A 21,808-nucleotide genomic window follows, 5' to 3' on the forward strand; every position below is an offset into this window, starting at 1 on the left:
CGTTAATGGAGTTAAAACAATTATGGTTAATGACCCGTTGAGAGCGTCAGGGGCTCTCGTCGCCTCGTCCGCCGGGGCGTGCTAAGCAGGCGCCAACGGGCCACCGCCCCACCCTTCCCTTGGACGAAAACATGCCGAGCTCGAAACCGCTGATGACCCAATCATCCGGCCCCACCCCCGACAGCGTCGAATCCGCGCTCCGCACGCTGGAGACTGAGAGCGGCGGCATCAACGCGCTCGCCGCGGCGCTCCGCGGCCCGCTGGGCGCGACCTTCGCCAGGGCGGTCGATCTGATCCGCAACGCCAAGGGCCGCGTCATCGTCACCGGGCTCGGCAAATCAGGCCACATGGCGCGCAAGATCGCGGCGACGCTGGCCTCAACCGGTACGCCGGCCTTCTTCGTCCACACCGCCGAAGCTGCCCATGGCGACCTCGGCATGATCACCACCGACGACGTCATCATGGCACTGTCCTGGTCCGGCGAGCAGCCGGAGATGAAGACCCTCGTGAACTATTCGGCACGCTTTGCGATTCCGATGATCGCGGTGACCTCGAACGCGGCGTCCTCGCTGGGCCAGGCTGCCGACATCATTCTCGAGCTGCCGAAGGCGCGCGAGGCCTGTCCGCACAATCTGGCGCCGACCACCTCGACGATGATGCAGGTCGCGATCGGCGATGCCATCGCGATCGCGCTGCTCGAAGGCCGCGGCTTCACCGCGCTGGAATTCGCGCATTTCCACCCCGGCGGCAAGCTCGGCGCGATGCTGAAATTCGTCCGCGACTACATGCGCACCGGCGCGGAGATCCCGCTCAAGCCTGAAGGCACCAAGATGTCGGACGCGGTGATGGAGATGTCCGCCAAGGGCTTGGGGTGCGTCTGCATCGTCAACGAGGCGAACGAGGCGGTCGGCATCATCACCGACGGCGATCTGCGCCGCCACATGCGCCCCGATTTGCTGACCGTGTCGGTCGACGACATCATGACGAAGCAGCCCAAGACCGTGCCGCCCTCGATGCTTGCCACCGAGATGATCGAGGTGCTGAACACGCGCAAGATCACGACGCTGGTGGTGACCGAGGCGGGCAAGGTGGTGGGCATCGTGCACCTGCACGACCTGCTGCGGGCGGGCGTGGCGTAATTTCTTCGCCTCTCCCCGCTTGCGGGGAGAGGCCGGAATGCGCGCGGCACGCGCGGATTCCGGGTGAGGGGGACTCTCCACGAGTCCAACTCTCACCATCCCCGCGGAGACTCCCCCTCACCCCAACCCTCTCCCCGCAAGCGGGGCGAGGGAGTCCACAAACCGCGCCGCCTTCTCCTCAAGCGGCAGTTTCAGCCCGTTCGCCAGATACGACACCGTGCGATAGAAGCCGCACAACAGCATGATCTCCAGGATCTGCGCCTCGTGGTAATGTGCCGACAGCGCGGCGAATTCGGCGTCGGTGAACGTCGCGCGGGTGTGCAGCGCGTCAACGGCCGCGATCAGCGCCTGCTCGGCAGGCGACCAACAGGACGACGTCGCATCGCCTTGCACGGTGGCGCGCACCTCTTCCTCGCTGAGCTTTGCCGCTCCGGCAAAGACCGCGACATGCACACCCCATTCATATTCGCATTTGTTCAGCGCGCAGGTGCGGTCGATGACGATCTCGCGCTGGCGCAATGACAGCGGGCCGGGATCGAGCAGCCCGCCGGCGCGAAACTTGTCCCAGGCGCGGCTGTGACCCGCCATCACCCGGAACAGCACCAGTGGCGGCGCGCCGCGCATGATGCGGTCGAACTGGGCCTGGATCTCCGGGGGATAAGGCGGCGCGAGCGGGGCGATGCGCGGTGTGGCCTGGGACATGGGCCGTCTCCATTGCTACATTTATTGTAGCAATACGCTACATTATTTGTAGCACGACGCAAGAGGGAGCGGCATGGCAAGACAGGCGGTATCCGGGAGCAAATCCGTGCGCGGCTCGCGCACCGGCCGGCCGATCATGGCCCTGCTCGATCTGCTCGGCCGGCGCTGGGCCTTGCGGATTCTCTGGGAATTGCGCGATCAGTCCCTCACCTCCCGCGCATTGCGAACGGCCTGCGACGAGGCTTCACCCACGGTGCTGCAAGCGCGGCTGACCGAGCTGCGCGAGGCAGGGTTCGTGGAGCTGGGCGACGGTGGAGGTTACAGGCTGACGGCGCTCGGGCGGGAGCTGTGCGAGACATTCATGCCGCTGCACCGGTTTGCGCAGCGGTGGAAGAGCTCTTCCCCCTCTCCCCGCTTGCGGGGAGAGGGTCGGGGTGAGGGGGAGCCTCCGCGCAGACGGTGAGAGACGGACTCGCGGAGAGTCCCCCTCACCCGGATTGCGCCGGACGATGCTTCGCATCGCCGGGAGCAATCCGGCCTCTCCCCGCAAGCGGGGAGAGGCGAAGAGACTACGCCGCCGCCACCGTCAGATTCGCGCCATCCACCTGCACCACCTTCACCCGCGTCCCTGCCGGCGTATCGGGGCCGGCGACGCGCCAGACCGTGTCGCCGATGCGCATGGTGCCGTTGCCGTCGATGATTGGTTTCTCCAGTGTGAACTCGCGGCCCAAAAGCGCCTCGCTGCGCTTGTTGAGGAAGGGGCTGGCGGAACTTGCATCCACCTTCGGTCGCGCGAGCCGGCGCCACACCGGCACGGCGGCGGCGGCAAAGATCGCGAACATCACGAGCTGGATCTGCCAGGATATCGCCACTCCGAACGAGATCAGCCCGACGAGCAGCGCGGCGAGCCCGAGCCAGAACAGGAACACGCCCGGCGCCAGCACCTCCAGCGCCATCAGGATGAAGCCGAAGATCAGCCAGTTCCAGGTGCCGAGCGATACGAACATGTCGGTCATGACACGACCTCTTTATATTGGCGCATGCGCTTGTCGGAAGCGCATGCGCTTTTGATTAGCCCTGCCGCGGCGGCATCGCAGGCGGCGTGCTGCCGGTCGGCGGCACCGAGCCACGTCGCGCCGCAGCGGCGGCGGATGCCGCACTCTCGCCAAACGTCGCTTTCGCGATCTCGCCGATGCCGGCGAGCGAGCCCAGCATGCTCATCGCCTCCACTGGAAGCATGATGACCTTCTGGTTCGGCGACTCCGCCAGCTGCCCGAACGCCTTGATATACTTGTCGGCGATGAAATAGTTCAGCGCAGCGACGTCGCCCTTGGAGATCGCTTCGCTGACCATCTGCGTCGCCTTGGCCTCGGCCTCGGCGGACCGCTCGCGCGCTTCGGCGTCGCGGAACGCAGCTTCCTTGCGGCCTTCGGCCTGGAGGATCTGGCCCTGCTTGGCGCCTTCGGCGCGCAGGATTTCGGACTGGCGCTGGCCTTCGGCGGCGAGGATGTCGGCGCGTTTGACGCGTTCGGCCTTCATCTGCCGGCCCATCGCCTCGACGAGATCGGCCGGCGGCACGATGTCCTTGATCTCGATGCGGTTGACCTTGAGGCCCCAGGGCGAGACCGCGGCATCGACCACGCGCAAGAGGCGCTCGTTGATCTCGTCGCGATGCGACAGCACCTGGTCGAGATCCATCGCGCCCATCACCGAGCGGATGTTGGTCATGGTCAGGACGGTGATGGCCTGCGTCAGGTTGGAGACCTCGTAGCTTGCTTTCGCCGCGTCGAACACCTGATAAAAGGCGACGCCGTCCACCGTCACGGTGGCGTTGTCCTTGGTGATGACCTCCTGCTCGGGAATGTCGATCACCTGCTCCATCATGTTGATCTTGCGCCCGACGCGATCGAAATAAGGCACGATCAGGTTGAGCCCGGGGCTCAGCGTCTGGGTGTACTTTCCGAACCGCTCGATGGTCCAGTCATAGCCCTGCGGCACCGTCTTCACGCCGGCGACCAGCGTGACGATGACGAGCAAAACCAGAACAATCGCGAAAATGTCGAAACCGCTCATATTTCCTCCAAGGTGGGAAAGAAGCCAGGAAAAAGCCCTTTCCCGCGCTGTCATTGGTCGGGATCGCAACCCTACCGGTTCAGCGGTCGCGATTCACGTCGGTATCGCCGCGATTCTGCACAAGACGCGACGAGAAGGAACGGTCACGATATGTATTTCCGAAAGGCTCTTGAAAGCGTGCAGGCGCAGACCTAGCGCCGGAAGTTAACGCGATTTCGTCCACCACGGACGATTTCATTCGATGACCTCGTTCGCGATTGCGAGCAACCCCGGCGGAAGCGTCACGCCCAGCGCCTTGGCCGCCTTGAGATTGACCGCAAGCTCGAACTTGGTGGGGTTCTGGACCGGCAGATCGGCTGGGCGTGTGCCCCTCAGGATGCGATCGATATAGCTGGCGGCGCGCCGAAGCTGCTCGGCGGTGTCGGTGCTGTAGGACATCAGCCCGCCCTCGTCGACGAAGGTGCGGCTCCAGAACACCGCGGGCACGCGCGCTTCGTTGATCGCCGCGAGCAGTTGCGCGCGATTGGCCATGGTGAAGAAATCAGGCAACACCAGGAGGCCGCCGTCCTTGCGCGTGGCCAGCGCCGCGATCGAGGCGGCGTCATGGACCGGCGCGGGCTCGACCGTCACGTGAAGCGTGCGTGCGGCGTCCTCGATCGTGCGCAGCATCAGGGGCGCGAACGGCGCGGTGGCGGGATTGTAGACGACGACAACGCGAGACACTTTTGGCGTGACCTGCGTCAGCATCTCCAGCCATTTGCCGGCCAGCGGGCCGTCATAATCGGTGAAGCCGGTGATGTTGCCGCCGGGATGCGCGAGGTTTTTGACAAAGCCCTGGCTGACGGGATCGGTCACCACGGCGAACACGATCGGGATCGTAGTGGTGCGCTGGCGCAGCTCTTCGACCGAGGGCGTGCCGACCGCGAGCAGGATGTCGGGCTTGAGCGCGATCAACTCATCGGCGAGCCCGGCGATCGGTGCCCGGTCGCCGGCGCCGCTGCGCCAATCGATCCGCAAATTGTCGCGCTCCTTCCAGCCATGGGCGGCGAGCGCCTCGGCCAGGCGAATCTGCCCGATCACCTCATCGGCGGTGACCGAGAGCACGCCGAGCCGGCGCGCCGGCTGCTGCGCCAGCACTGGAGCCGGCAGCGCTGCGATCATCCCAAGAAGCGCCAGGCATTCGCGGCGATTCATGGGAGACCCCATCAGATCCAGCCCTGAAGCTCGCGCAGCACCAGGGTGCGGATCACGTCCATACCGGGTTCACTGTCGTTCAGACAGGGGATCGCGGAAAACTGCTCGCCGCCATTGTGCTTGAAGATCTCGGCATTCTCCTGCGCGATCTCCTCCAGTGTCTCCAGGCAATCGGCTGAGAAGCCCGGCGTCACCACCGCGATGCGGCGCACGCCTTCCCCGGCGAGACGCTCCATCGTCTTGTCGGTGTATGGCTGGAGCCACTCGGCATTGCCGAAGCGGGACTGGAAGGTCAGCAGCAGCTTTGTCTCGTCCATGCCGAGCCGGCGACGCAGCGCCTCGGTCGTGGCGATGCAGTGGCTCTGATAGGGATCGCCATTGTCGACATAGGATTTCGGCATGCCGTGGAAGGACGCGACGATCAGCTCGGGCTTGAACGGCAGCGTTGCCAGATGCGTCTCGATCGAGACGGCGAGCGCCTCGATATAGGCTTCGTCCTCATAGTAAGGCGGCGTCACCCGCAGGGTCGGCTGGTTACGCAGGCGGGCGAGGACGCGGAACACCTCGTCGCAGACGGTCGCCGAGGTCGAGGCGGAATATTGCGGATAGAGGGGAACTGCGAGGATGCGCTCGCAGCCCTTCGCGATCAGCGCATCGACGCCCGACTTGATCGAGGGATTGCCGTAGCGCATCGCCCAGCCCACGACGACGTGGTCGCTGTCCGACAGCGCGGCTGCGAGCTTTTCGGACTGCGACCGGGTGATCGTCTTGAGCGGCGACTCGTTCTTGTCGGTGTTCCAGATCTTCAGATAGTCGCGCGCCTTGGCGCGGGGCCGGGTGCGCAGGATGATGCCGTTCAGCACCACTTTCCAGATCAGGCCCTGGTCCTCGATCACGCGAGCGTCGCTGAGGAACTCCTTGAGATAGACGCGCACCCCTCTGGCATCCGCCGTGTCGGGCGTACCGAGATTGACCAGAAGGACCCCGACGCGCTGCGCGCCGGGGTGGATGGCTGGCTTCGTGGCCTCGAGGGGGACAACATTGGTCATGGCAGACCGTGGGTCGCGCGTTGGACTGAACTTGTCAAGATTGGGCCGCTTTCGCTAGGGTCGGCGCGGAGGGGGAGGAACCATGACACTCGCGGAATGGTGCGTTCTTGGCGCACTGCTGCTGTATCTATCTACGATCGTCTCGGTCAAATGGATCAGGTTTCGCGGGTTCGACAATTCACGCCCGCGCGATCCGGCCTTTTACGAAGACGCCATCGCCCAGCGCGCGCTGGGCGCGCACCAGAACGGCATCGAGACCTTTCCGTTCTTCGCCTTCGCGGTGCTGCTGGCCGAATTCCGGGACTCGCCGCAGCGGCTGATCGACGAGCTCGCGGTGCTGTTCCTGATCGTCCGGATCGCCTATGTGCTGACCTATCTCGGCAACCGCCCGACGCTGCGCTCGATCCTCTGGAGCATCGGTTTTGCGATCAATCTCGGCATCTTCTTCATGCCGGCCTTGAAGCAGTTTCTGCCGGTGTGAGCTCCTGCCTTCCCCTGGAAGGAAGGGGCACCCCTCCACTTCAAGGCAACGGCGCCATCACGCCCGCGCCAGGATTGCAAGAATTGACCGTATCGCTGCGGGAATTGGCGGGATGATCGGGACGGAGAACATCGGCTCCAGCTCGTGCGCGGCCTCGCCTAGCGGGCCGCCTCCGATAATGACGGCCTCTGCGCGGTCATCGCTGACGCAGTGATGCACGACATCGGCCAGCGCTTCGCGCAGGCGGTCCTTGTCCTTGACCAGCTCCGCAGGGTTCACTGACGATAGTCGAAGGCCGCAATATTGCGCCGACAGCCCCAGCGCAGCGACGCGTTGATCGATCGCAGCCTTCAACGCCGGCGTCGTGGTGGCGATCCCGAACCGCCGCCCGCCCGCCGCGGCTTCGCGAAGGGCCGATTCGGCGATGCCGACCGCCGGCGTCCGGCATCGCTTCCGGACTTCCGCGAGGCCCGGATCGCCGAAGGCGGCGACGATGAAACCGTCGTACTTGCCATCGTTCGCCACGGCTATCTCGACCACCTCGTTGGCCGCTGCGGCCAATGCTTCGGGCTCGACAATCATGGGGGGCGCGCGATGCGCCGTCGTGCCGACAATTTCAGACGCGCCTGCCGCAGCAACTTGTGCGATGCCGACCATCATGGTGGTTGTCGCCACCGAACTGTTCGGATTGATCAGCAGGATGCGGTGCATGCCCGTCGATCGATTCAGGCCGATTTTGCGACGGACATTGCGGCAGCCGCCACCCCAGCCGTTTCGGCAGGCTGGTTCACGTCCTCCATCGACTTGCCATAGGTCTCCGGCCCGAACTGGATGCAGATCGCAAACACCACGTACATGGCGGCGGCCAGGCCGAACACGCCAGACACGCCGTACGCATCAAGCAGGGCGCCGGAGACCGGCGGCACCAGAGACCCCGCAGCCGACCCGGCCGCCAGGATGAAGGCCACCCCGAATGCACGCATGCGGGTCGGAAACAGCTCCGGTGCGTAGATCCAGATCGAGGTATTGAGCAGCAGGACGAAGAACTGGAACAGCGCCCCGAAGGCGAGCACCAGATACAAGCTCCTGCCGAGATAGATGATGCACAGCGCAGCGATGCACGCGCACACCGCGCCGACGGTGAGCACGCGTTTGCGCGGCAGGTGATAGCCGAACACGGATGCGGCAACCGTGCCGCACAGACTGCCGAACTGGATCACCATCGTGTACAGCAGACTGCCCTGGTAGGTGTATCCCATCGACACGAAGATGGTCGGCATCAACGTCAATACGGAAAGCTGGGCGCCGTAGCTCATCAGGATCGCGATCGCGACCGATACGGTCCGGCCCAGATACGGCGGCTGGAAGATGCCCCAGCTCGCCGTCTTCCCGTCCTGTGGCGCGTCCGGCATCGGGTCCAGATGGGCGGCGGTTGGCACACCTTTCGGATTGAGCGAACCAGATGCGAGAATGGAGAGAACGCGATTGGCCTCGTCCACCTTGCCTTGCGACACGAGAAAGCGCGGCGTCTCGGGTACGAAGCGACGATAGAACACGACCAGCAGGCAGGGAACGCCGAGCGAGGCGAACAGCCAGCGCCATGAATTGTCACCCGGGAAAAGTGAAAAGATCAGCAGCCCGAAGGCCGGCGCCAGGAAGTTTCCGAAACCGCCGGCCCCGACATTGACCAGACCAGCCGCCGTTCCGCGAAACTTCGGGGAGCAGAATTCGGACAGCATCGTAACCGCGGTGGAGACCTCGCCGCCGATACCGAAACCGACGATCGCGCGGAACAGGCACAGCACGGCGAAATTCGGCGCGAGCGCGCAACCGATCGAACCGACCGTGAAGAGCAGCAGGTTGATGCCAAGCATCACCCGGCGGCCGTAGCGATCGCTGATGATGCCGGACAACAGGCGGCCAAGCGCCGCTGTCGCGAACGTCACGGTGTTGAGCAGTCCGATATCGGCCGAGGTCAGGCCCCATTGCTGCCGGAGCGCCGGGCCGACGATACCGATGGTGTTTTGCTCGAAGCTATCGAACAGGCAGCCGAAAAGGATTAAGGCGATGATCTGCTTATGTGCGGTCGTGACGCCGATCTTTGCGAGCGCACCCTCCAACTGCGTGATCGCTGGATTGTTGGAAGGAGCTGGAGATGAGCCGCCAAAGGCCATAGTTGCCTCCATATCTGGGCAACTAAAAAAGGCAATTAATATGCCATTTCTGCATGCAATAGCCGCGGCCTAAAAACACGTCGTCCGTTCGGCGGCGATGTAGCCGAACAACAGGCCGGCGCCGAACAGCAGCACGAGGGCGGCGGCGCCGAATTCGATGCCGCGCATGAAGAGGGCGCCGCCGCCATCGCGGCCTGCGCTCAGGCGGCCGGCGACGTCCTTGGCGGAGACGGCAACGACGGCGATGGCTGCGACCGTGATCGCGGTGCCGAGGCCCATCAGGAAAGTCGCGGCGATGCCGGCCCAGAACAGGCCCTGGGCCAGCGCGAACACCAGCACCAGGATGGCGCCCGAGCAGGGACGGATGCCGACGGTCAGGATCGCCGCAAACCCGCGCCGCCAGCCGCCGGCGCCGGCGAGCTCGCTGGGCGTGGGGCCGTGGGAATGGCCGCAATGCTCGTCGTGAACGTGGCCGTGCGCGTGGTGGGCATGGGCGTGGGCGTGGCCATGGTCGTGATGATGGTGATCATGCGCATCATGATGATGGTGATGATCGTGGTCATGCGGCACGCCGGCAATCGCCGGCATCGGCTGCGCCGCCTGGAGCGCGCGGATGAAGGTGCGGCCCTTGACCCAGACGAGACGCAGACCGAACAGCGCGATCAGGGCGTAACTGGCGATCTCGATCACGCCTTCCGCCTTGCACATGGTCTTGGCGGTGGCGTTCAGCACCCAGGCCGAGATGCCGACGATCAGGATCGCGACCAGCGACTGCATCAGGGCCGAGGCAAACGACAGCGCGATGCCGCGCCTGAAGGTCTCGCGGTTGGCGACGAGATAGGAGGCGATCACCGCCTTGCCGTGGCCGGGCCCTGCGGCGTGGAAGATGCCGTAGGCGAAGGAGATGAAGAGCAGCGTCCACACCGCCGAGCCGTCGGACTTGGCGGCGCGGATGGTCGCCGACATCTGGCGATAGAACTCCGACTGTTTTGCCAGGAGCCAGCCGACGAGGCCGCTGGCCTCGGGCTCGGCCGCCTGCGCGGGTCTCGGTGCGCCGAACGGGTTCTGCGCGAGGAGATCATGCAGCGCGGCATCGGCCACGCCCAGCACGACGATAACGGCGGCACAGGCGAGAAGCCCGCGGGCAAGCGAAGAATGAAGACGACCGATCAAGGGCAATCCACCGTGATCTTGTTGGCGAACATCATGCCGAAATTGGTGTTCTCGCCGCTCATGAAGGTCTGCTCGTTGAGCTTCTGGGCGGTCGCGGTGCCGTCACTAGGCCGATCGAGCTTCATCTGGCAGCCGGCGGGCGCGCCGACCAGCTTGACCGGATTGTCCTTGGCCATCTGGAAGTCGATGAAGAAGGAACGATCGAACACTTCGAGCACCAATTGCCTGGGCTTGACCGGATTCTTCAGCGGCAGCGTGAAGTGCAGGGTCAGCACCGTATCCTTGTAGTCGAGGAAGTAGTCGACCGGCTCGTTAAATCGCTCCTTCTTGCCGTCGGCTCGCGCGAAGGTGAAGTAGGCGTATTCCTTCAGCGACTCGACATTGGTCTGCGCCAGCGGACCCAGCTCCTCGCGCGTATACGCGCCCTTGGTCTTGCTCTCGAGCCCCTGCACCGCATAGGCCGAAAACATGTCGTCGAACGTCCAGGCGTGGCGAACGCCGGTGATTGAGCCATCCTCGGCATAGAGAAGCTCGCTCGTCGCAGTAATCCAGACATGCGGATGCGCGCTCGCTGCGCTTGATGCGAACATCATGGCGGCGACGACCAGCCATCCGAACAGGCGGCGCATCGGAGGTATCCAAACTGGCAGGATCATGGGCACTCCACCGAGATCGGGACGAGGAACAACAGGCCGACAGCGACGTTCGCACCGCCCTCCTTGAAGGTATCTTCGCTCGCTTCCCGCACCAGCTCGCGGTCCCGGTCGTTGCCGACTGACCGCGCTTGCCATGAATTCCCCAGCCATATCTCACAACCAGCAGGGGCACCAACGAGTTTGAGCGGATGCTCCTTTGCCAATCTAAAATCAATGAAAAAAGAACGATCAAAAATAGCCAGACGAACATACTTCGCCTTCACAGGGTCTTTCAGCGGCAGCGTGAAATGCAGAGTGAGATGGTCATCGGCGTATTCGAACAAACAATCGATTGGCTCTGCGAACGACTGCTTGACGTTGGCAGTTGCGCTGGTGAAGTAGGTCTTCTCTTTGAAAGACTCGACCTGAGCCTGCGCCAACGAGACCAACTCCTCGCGGGAGTAGGTGCCATCGGGCTTCCGCTGCAGTCCCTGCACGGCATTGGCCGAGAACGCTTCGTCGAACGTCCAAGCGTGACGCACGCCGGTGACGGTGCCGTCAGCCGCGTAGAGTAGCTCGCTCGTCACGTCGACCCAGACATGCGGATGCGCGCTCGCCGCGCCTGATGCGAGCAGCATGGCGGCGGCGAGCAGCAGGCCGAGCAGGGCACGCATGCCCGTCAGGCCGCTTTCGGCGCGTCGAGCAGGCCGCGGCGGCGGAGCAGTGCGTCCGGCTCCGGCGGGCGGCCGCGGAAGGCCTCGTAGGCGGCTTCCGGATCGACCGATCCGCCGCTCGAGTAGATGTCGTCGTGCAGGCGTTTTGCGACGGCGGGATCGAAGATGTCGCCGGCCTCCTCGAACGCGCCGAAGGCGTCGGCGTCCATCACCTCGGACCACATGTAGCTGTAATAGCCCGCGGCATAATGATCGCCGGAGAAGATGTGGCCGAACTGGGTGGGACGGTGACGCAGCGAGATCTCCTCGGGCATGCCGATCTTCTCCAGCTCGCGTCTCTCGAAGGCCCGGACATCCTGCGCAGCCGAGGCCGGCTGGGTGTGGAATTCGAGGTCGATCAGCGCCGAGGAGACGAACTCCACGGTCGCAAAACCCTGGTTGAATTTTCGCGCGGCCAGGAACCGTTGCAGCAGATCGTCCGGCAGCGGCTCACCGGTCTGGTAATGGCGGGCGAACTGCTGGAGCACTTCGGGCCGCTCCTGCCAGTGCTCGTAGAGCTGGGAGGGCAGCTCTACGAAATCGGTGAAGACAGAGGTGCCCGACAGCGACGGATAGGTCACGTTGGAGAGCATGCCGTGCAGGCCGTGGCCGAACTCGTGGAACAGGGTGCGGGCATCGTCAGGCGACAGCAGCGAGGGCTCGCCGCCGGCTCCTTTCGCGAAGTTGCAGACGTTGATGACGAGCGGCGCGATCTCGCCGTCGAGCTTCTGCTGGTCGCGCAGCGACCCCATCCAGGCGCCGGAACGCTTGGATGGGCGGGCATAGTAGTCGCCGTAGAACAGTGCCTTGTGCTTGCCGTCGGGACCCTTGACCTCCCAGGCCCGCACGTCCGGGTGCCATGCGGGAACGTCTTTGCGCTCCTCGAACGTAATGCCGAACAGGCGCGTGGCGCAGTCGAAGGCGGCGGCGATCATGTGATCGAGCGTGAGGTACGGCTTGATCGCGGCGTCGTCGAAATTGGCGCGCTGGAGACGCAGCTTCTCGGCATAGAAGCGCCAGTCCCAGGGCGCGAGCTTGAAATTGCCGCCCTCGGTCGTGATCAGCGCCTGCATCTCGTCGCGGTCGGCGAGCGCCCGGGCGCGGGCCGGCTTCCAGACCCGCTCCAAGAGGCCGCGCACCGCATCCGGCGTCTTGGCCATGGAATCCTCGAGCCGGTAAGCGGCGAAGGTCGGGTAGCCCAACAGCTTGGCGCTCTCCTCGCGCAGCTTCAGGATCTCGACGATGGTTCCGTTGTTGTCGTTCGAATTGCTGTTGTCGCCGCGCGCCGTAAAAGCCTTGTAGACCTTCTCGCGCAGGTCGCGCCGCGCCGAGCTCTTCAGGAACGGCTCGGTCGAGGAGCGCGACAGCGTGACGATGGCCTTGCCTGCCATGCCGCGCTCTTCCGCCGCAGCCTTCGCGGCGGCGACGAAGCTCTCGGGCAGGCCCTGGCGGTCGGCCTCGCCGAGCTCCATGAACCATTCCTGCTCGTCGCCGAGCAGATGATGGCTGAAGCTGGTGCCGAGCTGGGCGAGTTTTTCGTTGATCTCGGCCATCCGCTTCTTGGTCTCCTCGGAGAGCCCAGCGCCAGAGCGGTGGAAGCGGGTGTAGGTGCGCTCCAGCAGCCGGAGCTGCTCAGAGCTGAGACCGAGCGCCGCGCGGTTCTCGTGCAGCTGGGCGATGCGACCAAACAGCACGGCGTTCATCATGATCGGATTCCAGTGCCGCGCCATCCGAAGTGAGACCTCCTTGTCGATCTCCAGGATGGCCGGGTTGGAATGCGCCGAGACGAGGTCGTAGAAGACGGCCGCGACCTTGCCCAGCAGCTTGCCGGAGCGCTCCAGCGCCGTGATGGTGTTGGCGAAGTCGGCGGCCGCGGGATCGTTGGTGATCGCCGCGATCTCGGCGGAGTGATCGGCGAAGGCCTGCTCGAAGGCCGGCAGGAAGTGCTCCGGCTTGATCTCATCGAAAGGCGGGGTCGCGAACGGCGTCACCCAGGCCTTCAGCAGCGGGTTGGTCTCGGAGTCCGTAGTTTGGCGGGGTTCTGACATCGCTAATCCCGATTTTTGAGCCGATTTGTTGGGGGCAGCTATAGCACGCGATGGGGCTTTTTTGGGCCATTTGGCCTTGCTCCTGCCCGCCTTTTCGGAGAGATTGCGGCCCTCGAAGCCTTGCCTCGAAGTCTTGCCTCGAAGCCTTGGGACCCCTGAGCTCATGAACGCGTCTTCCTCGTCCTCCCGCCGGATCGTCTGGCCCAGCGTCATCACCGTCATCAGCGCCGCCATCCTGATCGGCGCAGAGGTGTTCGGCGCGGCCTTTGCCGGCGGCTGGGCGCTCGCGATCCTGTTCGGTCTCGGCGATCAAGGCGCCCATATCCTCCAGGCGGTGCTGTTCGCACTCGGCGTGCTCGTGATGACCGCCTTCATCCGCGCCGCCCAGCGCGTCGAGCCGTTCACGAAGCGCGGCTGAAGCTTCTCGCGCGCGCGTGAGGCGCGTACGACGCAGAAAACTTAACGCGCGTTCATCTTCCGCGTCGCTCGCGCAACACTGCGCAAGCAGATGTTAGGCAAATCTGTTCTCAGCCTAAAAAAATTCTTGCGAAGCTGAGTCAAAAGCCTTATGTGCGCTCTTGCCCAATTTCGCACGTGCCTGTGGTCGTGTGTCAGTCGGTAGGTATCCGGACAAGAGGCCGGACAGCCGCCAAGGGGTGAAGAAGCCGAGGGGCTCTTCGGAAGTGTGGAAGTCGAAAGACCGAAGGTCGCAAGACCCAGAGGTCTGGAGACGAAGCAAACCCGGAGCGTCCAGCATCTCTCTCAAAGAGATGCCTTGTCGAAGGTGACTTCACTTTTTGCAACCGTGACTGGCAGCCGGAGGCGAACCGGCGCACCCCGCTCTCAACGGGGGACGCGACTTAAAGCAACGACGGATCGGGCTTTTTTGGTCTCTACCGGCAGTCCAACGCCGGCGCGGGCTACTGAAAAGGCTTGTCCTTCATTGCCAGGTGTGCGGGCGGGAAATTCCCAACCAATCCACGGCAGCACAGTCTGATTTGAGTCTTTGGCTCGTCGCGCCTCCATCGCGCGATCTGGCCGGGGCGCTTATCCGACGACATTTTTTGAACGGATCCCCGTCGCTGGGCCGTTTGGGAGAGTGCTATGACCGAACGTATTCAGGAATTCCTGCGCAACCGCCGCAGCGAGGGCCAGGACACCGAGCCGTGCCTCGTCGTCGACCTCGAAGTCGTGCGCGACAATTACCAGACCTTTGCCAAGGCGCTCCCCGACAGCCGTGTGTTCTATGCCGTCAAGGCGAACCCGGCGCCGGAAGTGCTGGCCCTGCTCGCCTCCATGGGCTCCTGCTTCGACACCGCGACGGTCGCCGAGATCGAGATGGCATTGGCCGCCGGTGCGACGCCCGACCGCATCTCCTTCGGCAACACGATCAAGAAGGAGCGCGACATCGCGCGCGCCTTCGCGCTCGGCATTCGCCTGTTCGCGGTCGATTGCGTTCCCGAGGTCGAGAAGGTCGCCCGTGCCGCCCCCGGCGCGAAGGTGTTCTGCCGCATCCTCTATGACTGCGCCGGCGCCGAATGGCCGCTGTCGCGCAAGTTCGGCTGCGACCCGGAAATGGCCGTCGAGGTGCTCGACGTTGCCAAGCGCCTGGGCCTGGAGCCGTGCGGCATCTCCTTCCATGTCGGCTCGCAGCAGCGCAAGGTGAAGGCGTGGGACCGTGCGCTGGCGATGGCCTCGCAGGTGTTCCGCGACTGCGCCGAGCGCGGCATCAACCTCTCCATGGTCAACATGGGCGGCGGCTTCCCGACCAAGTACCTGAAGGACGTGCCGCCGGTCGTGACCTATGGCCGGTCGATCTTCCGCGCGCTGCGCAAGCACTTCGGCAACCAGATTCCGGAGACCATCATCGAGCCGGGCCGCGGCATGGTGGGCAACGCCGGCATCATCGAATCCGAGGTCGTGCTCATCTCGAAGAAGAGCGACGAGGACGAGGTGCGCTGGGTTTACCTCGACATCGGCAAGTTCGGCGGTCTCGCCGAGACCATGGACGAGTCGATCCGCTACGCCATCCGTACCGCCCATGACGGCGCGGACATGACGCCGTGCGTGCTCGCGGGACCGACCTGCGATTCCGCCGACGTGCTGTACGAGAAGAGCCCGTATCCGCTCCCCGTCACGCTCGAGATCGGCGACAAGGTGCTGATCGAAGGCACCGGGGCCTATACGTCGACCTACTCGTCGGTGGCGTTCAACGGCATCCCGCCGCTGAAGACGTACCACATCTAGGCAGCCTCTCTCTGAGGCTTGACGAACCCGGGAGCCGGCTTGCCGGCTCCTCCCTCACATTTCGATTTCTGACGACGCCTTGGACCGGCGTGCTCCGCGCACGCAGGTCTCAAGCGGGGACTGACGCGCCATGACTGCTTTTCGGAAGCCACAAATCGCCCTCACTTCGAAAGCCGCTCCGTTCGCAATCCGCAGCGAGCGCGCTATCGACGTCGCCGCCCGTGAAGCGCTGCTGGATGCCTGCTTTGGCGAGAACCGCCATGACCGCACCTGCCAGCGCCTGCGCGACGGACGTGCACCTGCCGCAGGCCTAGCCCTGTCGGCCGTGCGCGAGGGGACACTCGTGGGAACCGTGCGGCTGTGGAACGTCAGCGCCGGAGGCAGGCCCGCTCTGGTCCTCGGACCGTTGGCGGTGGACCCTGCCTGCCGCGAGCTCGGGATCGGCGCCGCGCTGATGAATCAAGCGCTGGCCGCCGCCCGGGCGCGCGGGCATGATACCGTGATCCTGCTCGGCGACGCGCCCTACTACGCCCGTTTCGGCTTCTCGGCCGAGAAGACCGGCGCACTCGTGCTGCCCGGCCCGTTCGAGCGCGACCGGTTGCTGGCGATCGAATTCCAGGCCGGAGCGCTGGATGGCGCCGCGGGGATGATCGTCCCGACCGGTGCGGCCTTGCCCAAACGGAGGGTAGTTCGCGGCCTCGAGGCGCGCGCGGCCTAAGGGATCGCTCTGACTGCGACGACCGAAGCCGCGTTCCGCGGCGATGTCCGCGCGTGCCCGTTCCTTTAGGGTTGCGCGGGCCTGAGAAACGCCCTTTAACCCGCCAAACACCCCCACTTCAGTCGAGGCCCACGACCATGTCCCGTCGCCTGATCTCCACCGGCTCTCCCCTCGAGAAAACCGTCGGCTACAGCCGCGCCGTGATCGACGGCGATTTCGCCTTCGTGGCGGGAACCACCGGCTACGACTACACCACGATGACGATGCCAGCAGATGTCACGAGCCAGTCACGCAACTGCTTCAAGACCATCGAAGCCGCCCTGAAGGAGGGTGGATTCGAGATGGCCGATATCGTCCGTGCGACCTATTACGTCACCGACGCCAGCTTCATCGATGCCCACTTCGCGGTCTGCGGCGAGGTGCTCGGCGACATCAGGCCGGCTGCGACCTTGCTGGTCGTCAGCGCTCTCGCCAAGCCCGAGATGAAGGTCGAAATCGAAGTCACCGCCAAGCGCCTCAGCCTCTGACAAGCGCCGCAGCGCCTGATCCACCCCACCCTTGGCCCGCCAGCACGTTCCGGAGAAACCATCCCATGAGCCACCCCTCGCAGATCTACGCGAAGATCACTGGTCCCATCGTCATGGTCGGCTTCGGCTCCATCGGCAAAGGCACGCTGCCGATGATCGAGCGGCATCTCGATTACGACAAGTCGCGTGTCACCGTGATCGATCCCAAGGACGAGGGCCGCAAGGCGCATTGCGAGAAGCAGAACGTGCGCTTCATCCAGAAGGCCGTGACCAGGGACAATTATCGCGAACTGCTGACCCCGCTGCTCACCGAAGGCGGCGGCCAGGGCTTTTGCGTCAATCTCTCCGTCGACACCGGCTCGACCGACATCATGGAGCTCTGCAACGAGCTCGGCGCTCTCTATATCGACACCGTCAACGAGCCCTGGCTCGGCTTCTATTTCGATGCGTCGAAGGGCCCGGAAGCGCGCTCCAACTACGCGCTGCGCGAAGTGACGCTGGCCGCCAAGAAGGCGCGGCCTAAGGGCTCGACCACGGCCGTCTCCTGCTGCGGCGCCAATCCCGGCATGGTCTCTTTCTTCGTCAAGCAGGCGCTGCTCAACGTCGCCGCCGACCTGAAGCTCAATGCCCCCAAGCCGAAGACCAAGGCCGAATGGGCGGATCTGATGCGGCAGGCCGGCATCAAGGGCATCCACATCGCCGAACGCGACACCCAGCGCTCAAAGACGCCGAAAGAGCCTGACGTCTTCGTCAACACCTGGTCGGTGGAAGGATTCCTGTCGGAAGGCGTGCAGCCATCCGAACTCGGCTGGGGCACCCACGAGAAATGGATGCCGGAGAATGCGCATACCCACGAAGCCGGCTGCGGCGCCGCCATCTATCTGATGCAGCCCGGCGCCAACACGCGCGTGCGCACCTGGTGCCCGACCCGCGGCGCGCAGTATGGCTTCCTCGTCACCCACAACGAGTCGATCTCGATCGCCGATTATTTCACGGTGCGTGACGCATCGGGCACGGCGGTCTACCGACCGACCTGCCATTATGCCTATCATCCGGCCGACGACGCCGTGCTGTCGCTGCATGAAATGTTCGGCCGCGCCGCCAAGATGCAGGAGAGGCACCATATCCTCGACGAGAACGAGATCGTCGACGGCATCGACGAGCTCGGCGTGCTGCTGTTCGGCCACGACAACAATGCCTATTGGTACGGCTCGCAGCTCTCGATCGAAGAGACCCGCGCGCTAGCGCCCTACCAGAACGCGACCGGCCTGCAGGTGACCTCCGCCGTGCTCGGCGGCATGGTGTGGGCCCTTGAGAACCCGAATGAAGGCATCGTCGAAGCCGACGAGATGGATTTCGATCGCCTGCTGGAAATCCAGCTGCCGTATCTGGGCCCGGTGAAGGGTTTCTATACCGACTGGACGCCGCTGACGGATCGTCCGGGACTGTTCCCGGAAGATATCGACACCAGCGATCCCTGGCAGTTCCGGAATATTCTGGTGCGGTGAGGCAACGGCCTCTGCCCACCGCCACGCACTCCACTGTCATGCCCCGGCTTGACCGGGGCATCCAGTACGCCGCGGCTTCTCCGTATCCCATCGCGGTCTCTGGAATACTGGATCACCCGCTTTCGCAGGTGATGACACCATTTGTGTGGAGACAGCCCGCCTACTTCTTCTCGATCGGCGGCGCGATCTTCTCGGCTGGCGCCTGCGGCAATGCCGGCTTGGTCGCCGCGCCCTGGGTCTGCGGATCAGGACGTGCGGGCTCGGGGGCCGGCGTGGTCGGCCGGTCGCCGCCGGGCTTGGCTTCCGCGGGCTTGTTCTGATCGTCGGATGGGGTGCCCTGGAGCGGCTGGGTCGCCTGCGCCAGTTCCATCCGACTCTCGGCGCGGATCTGGACGAGTGACATCACCGACACCAGGACGCCGGCCGCGAACAGCGAGCAGGCGATTGTCAGGTCGAGCTTCAGTCTGCGCTTGTCATCTTGGCCGGGCATGTCGATCACCGCCTTTGTCCGCGGGATCAACGAAGTCGCCGGGCCGCGGTTCCGCAGCAGCCGAAGCCGGAACCGCCCGTTCACGCGCCAAAACGCCGCGCTTAGTCCGAGGTGCTGACTTCCCAGGTGGCGTGGCGCACGCCCGGCAGGTGCTGGAGATCGGTCGCCACCGCGTTCAGCTCGTTCGGATCGACTGCGGACGCGACCAGCTTTGCGACGATCTCCAGCATATCCTCGCCGATCTCGACCACGTCGACATCGGCAACCTGATATTTCGCGGCCTCGAGGTTGTCGATGAGGCGGTCACGCATGTCAGGCAGGGCGTCGGTCGCGACCGCGAGCTTGAAATAGTAGGTCGCCTCCGAGGTCTTCTCGTTCAGCGGGATGCGGTTGATGGCGTTGACCAGCGGGCGCAGCATGGTGTTGCCGGCGATGACGAACACGGTGAGCGCCGCCGCCTGCGCGACCATGTCGGCCCCGGCGCAGGAGCCGACCGCGGCCGAGGCCCACAATGTCGCCGCGGTGTTGAGCCCGCGCACGTCCATGCCCTGCCTCATGATGACGCCGGCGCCGAGGAAGCCGATGCCGGTGACGACATTGGCGATCACCCGAACCGCGCCGTCGGCACCCATCAGATGCATGGCAAGATCGACGAAGGCGGCGGCCGCGACCGCGACCAGCACGTTGGTGCGCAGGCCCGCATTGCGCTGGCGGTATTGCCGCTCGGCGCCGATCAGCGTGCCCAGCACGAAGGCCGTGAACAGGCTGACCAGCGTGTCGGCGAAATCAGCAAGCTGGAAGGTCGTCAGAAACCGCATGAGCCCCTATACGGTCAGAACGATGACAAATTAAAGCTCCAGCAGGCCGCCGTCCCCATTTTCGTCGGCGAATGCCAGCAGCGTGCCCTTGGCGTTCCAGGCGATCGCGGCCACGGGCGGCGTGCCATTGCGGCGGACCAGGATCTCGGCGCCGTCTTCCAGACGAACCATCAGCACGGTGCCGTCGCTGTAGCCGGCGGCGAGGATGTCGTTCTTCGGATGGCAGGCGACGACCGCGACGCGGGCCTGGAGCGGCGCCAGCATTGCGGGCTCCTTGCCCATCGGGCCGTCCTTGCTGCCGAACGGCCAGATGATGACGGTGTCGGCACCGGAGGTCGCGAGCCCCTTGCCGCCCGCGCTCCAGGACATCGAGCGGACGCGGCCGGGATAGCCGGTCATGCGCATGTGGCGGTTGTCGGCGAGCCGCCAGCCGTGCAGCGCCGCCTCGTGCATCGTGGTGACCAGGAACTTGTTGTCCGGGCTGAAGGTGACGCCGAGATGCGAACCGGCCCAGGGCAGGAATTCGGCTGAGCCTTCCATGTTCGGAAACCACAGCGTGGCGCCGTTGTAATGGGCGATCGCGAGCCGCAGGCCTTTCGGCGCGAACGCAAGGCCGCCGACGGTCGAGGGCACCTCGAGCGACTTCTCCTCGTTCTTGCCGCTCTTCACGGTCGCAATCTTGCCGGCCGACCAGGCGTAGGCGCCGTCGGGATGCAGCGCGACCGCGTCGATCCAGCGCCGCTTCGGATCAGTGGCGAGCAGCGTCACCTCGCCCTTGGCATCGAGCGAGACGACCTTGCCGTCGTCGCCGCCCATGACGAGACGCTTGCCGTCAGTGGCGGTCGAGAGAATGCCGCCGCTATGGACAGCGACCGTGTCGATCTCGCCCTTGGCATCGACGAACGCGACATTCTCCTCGCTGCCGACGAAGGCGGCGCGGGGACCAAGGAAATGCACCGAGGTCACGCCCATGCCGAGCGTAACAGGCTTGACGCGGTCGGTGACGGAGACGATCGAGGCTGAATCCGGAGCCGGCGTAAACTCTTTCATCACGAGACGATGCAGCTCTCGAAGCCCGTGCGAATGAGCTCTTCGGGCAATTCACGGCCGATGAAGACGAGGCGGCTCTGGCGCGGCTCACCGTCCTTCCACTTCCGCTGGTGGTTGCCCTCCAGCATCATGTGCACGCCCTGGAAGACGTAGCGGTCGTCGTCGTCGTGGAAGGCGAGGATGCCCTTGGAGCGCAGGATCTTGCCACCCTCGACCTGCACCAGGTTCTGGAGCCAGGGCATGAACATGTTCGGATCGAGCGGCTTGTCGGTCTTGAGCGACAGCGACTGCATGTCCTCGTCGTGATAGTGCTTCAGGCCGTGGCCGTGATCATGATGATGGTCGTGGCCATGATGGTGATGATCATGGTCGTGGTCATGATCATCGGCATTCAGGAAATCCGGCTCGATGTCCAGGATGCGGTCGAGGTCGAACGCGCCGCGGTCGAGCACGTCGGCCAGAGCCACCGAGCAGCGCTCGGTGCGATGCAGCTTGGCATAGGGGTTGATGGCACGGATGCGGGCCTCGACCTCGGCAAGCTCGGCCTTGGTGACGAGATCGGTCTTGTTCAGCACGATGACGTCGGCAAAGGCGATCTGGTTCTTGGCCTCGGGCGCATCCTTGAGCCGGTCGGACAGCCATTTGGCGTCGGCAACCGTGACGACCGCGTCGAGGCGGGCGTTCTTCTGCACGTCCTCATCGACGAAGAAGGTCTGGGCGACCGGGGCCGGATCGGCAAGGCCGGTGGTCTCGACGATGATGGCGTCGAACTTGCCCTTGCGCTTCATCAACCCGTCCATGATGCGGACGAGGTCGCCGCGCACGGTGCAGCAGATGCAGCCATTGTTCATCTCGAACACTTCCTCATCGGCGCCGATGATGAGGTCGTTGTCGATGCCGATCTCGCCGAATTCGTTGACGATGACGGCGTATTTCTTGCCGTGGTTTTCCGACAGGATGCGGTTGAGCAGCGTGGTCTTGCCAGCACCGAGATAGCCGGTCAGGACGGTCACGGGAATTTTCTGGGACGCTTCAGACATAACAACTCCGACTTCGGGCTTTTCCGCGC

At 64.6% G+C, this 21,808-nt stretch carries 23 protein-coding genes; 8 read left to right on the plus strand and 15 right to left on the minus strand.

Annotation, left to right across the window (positions count from 1 at the left end; translation table 11 throughout):
• The first annotated feature begins 131 nt into the window (after positions 1-131).
• Positions 132-1,139, plus strand: coding sequence for a KpsF/GutQ family sugar-phosphate isomerase (locus AC1RR3_RS24240; protein ID WP_492825606.1), 1,008 nt, complete (start codon positions 132-134; stop codon positions 1,137-1,139).
• 117 nt (positions 1,140-1,256) lie between these two features.
• Here the strand turns inward: AC1RR3_RS24240 and AC1RR3_RS24245 are convergent, their stop codons facing one another.
• Positions 1,257-1,841 carry a carboxymuconolactone decarboxylase family protein gene (locus AC1RR3_RS24245; RefSeq protein WP_492825607.1) on the minus strand — a complete coding sequence of 195 codons (585 nt, stop codon included), beginning with the start codon at positions 1,839-1,841 and terminating at the stop codon, positions 1,257-1,259.
• Between the two features lie 73 nt (positions 1,842-1,914).
• On the opposite strand from AC1RR3_RS24245, the gene AC1RR3_RS24250 reads away from it, so the two are divergent.
• Complete coding sequence (locus AC1RR3_RS24250) at positions 1,915-2,304, plus strand: winged helix-turn-helix transcriptional regulator (protein WP_492825608.1); 390 nt, start codon at positions 1,915-1,917, stop codon at positions 2,302-2,304.
• Positions 2,305-2,410: 106 nt separating this feature from the next.
• On the opposite strand, the gene AC1RR3_RS24255 is transcribed toward AC1RR3_RS24250, so the two are convergent.
• From AC1RR3_RS24255 to hemH, 4 genes are all read right to left on the minus strand, one after another.
• Positions 2,411-2,857, minus strand: a complete 447-nt coding sequence (locus AC1RR3_RS24255) for an NfeD family protein (protein WP_492825609.1) — start codon at positions 2,855-2,857, stop codon at positions 2,411-2,413.
• Between the two features lie 55 nt (positions 2,858-2,912).
• Positions 2,913-3,914 carry an SPFH domain-containing protein gene (locus AC1RR3_RS24260; RefSeq protein ID WP_492825610.1) on the minus strand — a complete coding sequence of 334 codons (1,002 nt, stop codon included), beginning with the start codon at positions 3,912-3,914 and terminating at the stop codon, positions 2,913-2,915.
• A 234-nt stretch (positions 3,915-4,148) separates the two neighbouring features.
• Positions 4,149-5,108 carry an ABC transporter substrate-binding protein gene (locus tag AC1RR3_RS24265; protein ID WP_492825611.1) on the minus strand — a complete coding sequence of 320 codons (960 nt, stop codon included), beginning with the start codon at positions 5,106-5,108 and terminating at the stop codon, positions 4,149-4,151.
• 11 nt (positions 5,109-5,119) lie between these two features.
• The gene (gene hemH, locus AC1RR3_RS24270; RefSeq protein ID WP_492825612.1) at positions 5,120-6,157 is read right to left on the minus strand and encodes a ferrochelatase; all 1,038 of its coding nucleotides are present in this window, start codon (positions 6,155-6,157) and stop codon (positions 5,120-5,122) included.
• A gap of 82 nt (positions 6,158-6,239) precedes the next feature.
• On the opposite strand from hemH, the gene AC1RR3_RS24275 reads away from it, so the two are divergent.
• A complete protein-coding gene (locus AC1RR3_RS24275; protein ID WP_492825613.1) occupies positions 6,240-6,638 on the plus strand; it encodes an MAPEG family protein in 399 nt (132 codons plus the stop codon).
• A gap of 57 nt (positions 6,639-6,695) precedes the next feature.
• On the opposite strand, the gene AC1RR3_RS24280 is transcribed toward AC1RR3_RS24275, so the two are convergent.
• The 6 genes from AC1RR3_RS24280 to AC1RR3_RS24305 all read right to left on the minus strand — a co-directional run bounded on the left by AC1RR3_RS24280 (position 6,696) and on the right by AC1RR3_RS24305 (position 13,381).
• Complete coding sequence (locus AC1RR3_RS24280; RefSeq protein ID WP_492825614.1) at positions 6,696-7,349, minus strand: aspartate/glutamate racemase family protein; 654 nt, start codon at positions 7,347-7,349, stop codon at positions 6,696-6,698.
• Positions 7,350-7,363: 14 nt separating this feature from the next.
• The gene (locus AC1RR3_RS24285) at positions 7,364-8,812 is read right to left on the minus strand and encodes an MFS transporter (protein WP_492825615.1); all 1,449 of its coding nucleotides are present in this window, start codon (positions 8,810-8,812) and stop codon (positions 7,364-7,366) included.
• Between the two features lie 69 nt (positions 8,813-8,881).
• Positions 8,882-9,991: a nickel/cobalt transporter gene (locus AC1RR3_RS24290; protein ID WP_492825616.1), complete on the minus strand. Its 1,110-nt coding sequence runs from the start codon at positions 9,989-9,991 to the stop codon at positions 8,882-8,884.
• Entirely contained in the window at positions 9,982-10,614 is a 633-nt protein-coding gene (locus tag AC1RR3_RS24295; protein ID WP_492825724.1) for a DUF1007 family protein, read from the minus strand. The genes AC1RR3_RS24290 and AC1RR3_RS24295 overlap by 10 nt, the downstream gene beginning before the upstream one ends.
• Positions 10,615-10,637: 23 nt before the next feature.
• The gene (locus AC1RR3_RS24300) at positions 10,638-11,294 is read right to left on the minus strand and encodes a DUF1007 family protein (protein ID WP_492825617.1); all 657 of its coding nucleotides are present in this window, start codon (positions 11,292-11,294) and stop codon (positions 10,638-10,640) included.
• A 5-nt stretch (positions 11,295-11,299) separates the two neighbouring features.
• The gene (locus AC1RR3_RS24305) at positions 11,300-13,381 is read right to left on the minus strand and encodes a M3 family metallopeptidase (RefSeq protein WP_492825618.1); all 2,082 of its coding nucleotides are present in this window, start codon (positions 13,379-13,381) and stop codon (positions 11,300-11,302) included.
• Positions 13,382-13,544: 163 nt separating this feature from the next.
• Between AC1RR3_RS24305 and AC1RR3_RS24310 the strand changes: the two genes are divergently transcribed.
• The 5 genes from AC1RR3_RS24310 (at position 13,545) to AC1RR3_RS24330 (ending at position 18,381) form a co-directional block, all read left to right on the plus strand.
• Positions 13,545-13,799: a hypothetical protein gene (locus AC1RR3_RS24310; protein WP_314952900.1), complete on the plus strand. Its 255-nt coding sequence runs from the start codon at positions 13,545-13,547 to the stop codon at positions 13,797-13,799.
• A 686-nt stretch (positions 13,800-14,485) separates the two neighbouring features.
• Positions 14,486-15,628: a type III PLP-dependent enzyme gene (locus AC1RR3_RS24315; RefSeq protein WP_492825619.1), complete on the plus strand. Its 1,143-nt coding sequence runs from the start codon at positions 14,486-14,488 to the stop codon at positions 15,626-15,628.
• A gap of 130 nt (positions 15,629-15,758) precedes the next feature.
• Positions 15,759-16,346, plus strand: coding sequence for a GNAT family N-acetyltransferase (locus AC1RR3_RS24320; protein ID WP_492825620.1), 588 nt, complete (start codon positions 15,759-15,761; stop codon positions 16,344-16,346).
• Between the two features lie 137 nt (positions 16,347-16,483).
• Positions 16,484-16,873 carry a RidA family protein gene (locus AC1RR3_RS24325; RefSeq protein WP_492825621.1) on the plus strand — a complete coding sequence of 130 codons (390 nt, stop codon included), beginning with the start codon at positions 16,484-16,486 and terminating at the stop codon, positions 16,871-16,873.
• A gap of 65 nt (positions 16,874-16,938) precedes the next feature.
• The gene (locus tag AC1RR3_RS24330; protein WP_492825622.1) at positions 16,939-18,381 is read left to right on the plus strand and encodes a homospermidine synthase; all 1,443 of its coding nucleotides are present in this window, start codon (positions 16,939-16,941) and stop codon (positions 18,379-18,381) included.
• Positions 18,382-18,541: 160 nt separating this feature from the next.
• On the opposite strand, the gene AC1RR3_RS24335 is transcribed toward AC1RR3_RS24330, so the two are convergent.
• The 4 genes from AC1RR3_RS24335 to AC1RR3_RS24350 all read right to left on the minus strand — a co-directional run bounded on the left by AC1RR3_RS24335 (position 18,542) and on the right by AC1RR3_RS24350 (position 21,779).
• Positions 18,542-18,871, minus strand: coding sequence for a hypothetical protein (locus tag AC1RR3_RS24335; RefSeq protein WP_492825623.1), 330 nt, complete (start codon positions 18,869-18,871; stop codon positions 18,542-18,544).
• Between the two features lie 101 nt (positions 18,872-18,972).
• The gene (locus AC1RR3_RS24340; RefSeq protein WP_492825624.1) at positions 18,973-19,689 is read right to left on the minus strand and encodes an MgtC/SapB family protein; all 717 of its coding nucleotides are present in this window, start codon (positions 19,687-19,689) and stop codon (positions 18,973-18,975) included.
• A gap of 30 nt (positions 19,690-19,719) precedes the next feature.
• Positions 19,720-20,739 (minus strand): WD40 repeat domain-containing protein, encoded by a 1,020-nt coding sequence (locus tag AC1RR3_RS24345; RefSeq protein ID WP_492825625.1) that lies wholly within the window; start codon positions 20,737-20,739, stop codon positions 19,720-19,722.
• Entirely contained in the window at positions 20,739-21,779 is a 1,041-nt protein-coding gene (locus AC1RR3_RS24350) for a CobW family GTP-binding protein (protein ID WP_492825626.1), read from the minus strand. The genes AC1RR3_RS24345 and AC1RR3_RS24350 overlap by 1 nt, the downstream gene beginning before the upstream one ends.
• Between the last annotated feature and the right edge of the window lie 29 nt (positions 21,780-21,808).

Source organism: Bradyrhizobium sp. GW821-FHT13H05 (genome assembly GCF_058804065.1).